The organism is Gordonia sp. (in: high G+C Gram-positive bacteria), from assembly GCF_012515855.1.
Taxonomy (GTDB): Bacteria; Actinomycetota; Actinomycetes; order Mycobacteriales; family Mycobacteriaceae; genus Gordonia.
This window is the reverse complement of the sequence record NZ_JAAYXO010000215.1, coordinates 1-2,210: the sequence shown is the minus strand read 5'-3', so window position 1 is coordinate 2,210 and position 2,210 is coordinate 1. Positions and strand designations below refer to the sequence as shown.

General features: G+C 68.6%; 3 protein-coding genes. 2 read left to right on the top strand and 1 reads right to left on the bottom strand.

Annotation, left to right across the window (positions count from 1 at the left end):
* Together GX543_RS15775 and holA are read left to right on the top strand one after the other, a co-directional pair.
* Positions 1-551: ComEC/Rec2 family competence protein (locus tag GX543_RS15775; RefSeq protein ID WP_290853287.1), on the top strand; the 551-nt coding region annotated here is incomplete at its 5' end.
* The gene (gene holA, locus GX543_RS15770; RefSeq protein ID WP_290853289.1) at positions 475-1,380 is read left to right on the top strand and encodes a DNA polymerase III subunit delta; all 906 of its coding nucleotides are present in this window, start codon (positions 475-477) and stop codon (positions 1,378-1,380) included. The genes GX543_RS15775 and holA, both read left to right, overlap by 77 nt.
* A gap of 117 nt (positions 1,381-1,497) precedes the next feature.
* Here the strand turns inward: holA and GX543_RS15765 are convergent, their stop codons facing one another.
* The gene (locus GX543_RS15765; RefSeq protein WP_290853286.1) at positions 1,498-1,989 is read right to left on the bottom strand and encodes a hypothetical protein; all 492 of its coding nucleotides are present in this window, start codon (positions 1,987-1,989) and stop codon (positions 1,498-1,500) included.
* Positions 1,990-2,210: the final 221 nt, after the last annotated feature.

Genomic DNA, 2,210 nt, shown 5'->3' with positions numbered 1-2,210 from the left:
CGATGCTCCTGTCGATGACGCTGGCGGCGCAGATCCTGACCACACCGCTCCTCATCATCATGACCGACACGGTCAACTTGTTCGCGGTCCCGGCCAATCTGCTCGCGATCCCGGTGGTCGGGATGGCAGGTTTGCTGGGGACCGCGGCGGCGGTGGCCGGAGCGCTGGGCCCGCCGTACGGGTACGGCGCGATGCTCGCGGAGTTCCTGGTGCGCGCTGCCGGGCTTCCGGTGCGCTGGCTCATTGCTGTCGCGGACCGATTGGGCGAACCGCGGTGGTCGGTCATCGCGGTCCCGGGCTGGACGGTGGTGACGGTCGCGGGCATGGTGGCCGCCGGGCTCGTCGGCCGGCGCGGTCGAGCGGCGATCCGCAGTCATGTCGGGCGCGCCGCTGTCGGAAGGATCTGGCACGATGTTCGACGTGAGCGATCGGCTGTATCTACTTCTCGGGGACGACGACTTTCTGACCGGTCGGGTGATCTCTCGCGTCGCCATCGAGCGCAGCCGAGAGGCCGGTACCGACGTTCCCGTCACCCGCATCCGCGCCGGTGAGGTGACCGGTCCCGAGATGGCGGAACTGCTGAGCCCGTCGCTGTTCGCGGAGGAGCGGATCGTCGTCGTGCAATCCGCTGCGGAGGCGGGCAAGGAGCCCGCGGCGCTGATCACCGCGACGGCCAAACAGCTGCCCGAAGGCATCACCCTGATGGTGATTCACACGGGCGGTGGGCGACAGAAGGCGATGGTCGGAGAGCTGAAGAAGGCGGGCGCGCAGGAGTTCGCCTGCGCGGCACCCAAGTGGCCGTCGGAGCGGATGGACTTCGTCCGCGGTGAGTTCCGGGAACTGGGCGCACGCGTCAACGCCGAAGTGGTCGAGTTGGTGACGGAGACCGTCGGCTCGGATCTGCGCGAGCTCTCCGCGGCATGTCATCAGCTGGTGGCCGACACCGGCAACAAGGTGGATGCCGACGCCGTCCGGATGTACTACACGGGCCGGGCGGAGGTGACGGGCTTCGAGGTGGCCGACAAGGCGGTGACCGGCGATCTCGCCGGGGCGATGGAGTCCCTCGCGTGGGCGGAACACCACGGGACCGCGCGAGTGCTGCTCGCCGATGCGCTGGCCGAGGCCGTCCACGCGATCGCCCGGGTGCGGTCGATGGGCAACACCGACAAGTACTCGCTGGCCTCCGAGCTCGGGATGCCACCGGGCCGCGTGGGAAAGATTCAGACGCAGGCGCGCGCCTGGGACTCGAAGTCCATCGGCGAAGCGCTGCTGGTGGTCGCGAAACTCAACGGCGACGTCAAGGGACAGGCGGCCGACGCCGGGTACGCCCTCGAGCACGCGGTCTCGACCGTGGCTCAGTTGCGTCCGCGACGTCGCTGACACTCATCCCGCCATTCGCGGCCGGAACGTCCTCGTCGCCGCAGAAGACTCCGGGCCCAGACCCTACCGCCGGGGCGGTGGGTCTGGGCCCGGAGTCTTTGGCTGTCGCGGTTAGCGTCAGTTGGTCTCGCGCGGGGGCTTGGTGGCGCTCCAGCGGATGTCGGCGTTGCCTGCCGGGTTGTCCATCGGGTTGCTCAGCGCGTAGCCGGCGATGGCCCACGGGCCGGTGCAGCCGGGGACGACGTGCCAGGTCTTGATCGACTCGCCCGGAGCCAGCTCGCCGGCCTTGCGGACGCCGGTGGCCGAGTAGTAGCGCATGCCGTTGCTGCGGGGACCGATCTCCTGGTCCTCAGCCAGACGCGGGATGGAGTGCTCGGGGCCGTTGAGCTCGCCGACGCGGACGTGCTTGACGGTGGTGTCGCCGGTATTACGGACGAAGACGACGCGGTCGGTGCCGGGGCGGTCGTGGCTGGTGACGCACTTCGAGTACGCGGTGACCACAAGGTTGCCCGGAGCGGCAGCTGCGGCGCCTGCGCCAGTGGCGATGCCGGCAGCGACGGTGCCGGTCGATGCCACAACGAGTGCGGCACGGATGAGCTTCTTGTTCATGTCTTCCCTTCGAAAAAGGTTCCCCCGGCGGCGCGCCGGCCCCGTCCCCATCGTGCTTTTCGGGGGCGGTTCCTGAGAATCTGCTTTGATACCCGGATCACAGTACTCCAACCACGTCTCATTTCTGACATCGAGGTCGAGAGTGTCGTGGTCGGGGCCCTGAGATTAGCGCAATTGAGGGACAGACAACCGAGGAATGGGTTCCGCAGCCGCTGCGAGGT

What these genes read in the sequence shown, in the direction of transcription:
- GX543_RS15765 (WP_290853286.1), bottom strand. Translation starts at nt 1,989, where the DNA reads ATGAACAAGAAGCTCATCCGTGCCGCACTCGTTGTGGCATCGACCGGC.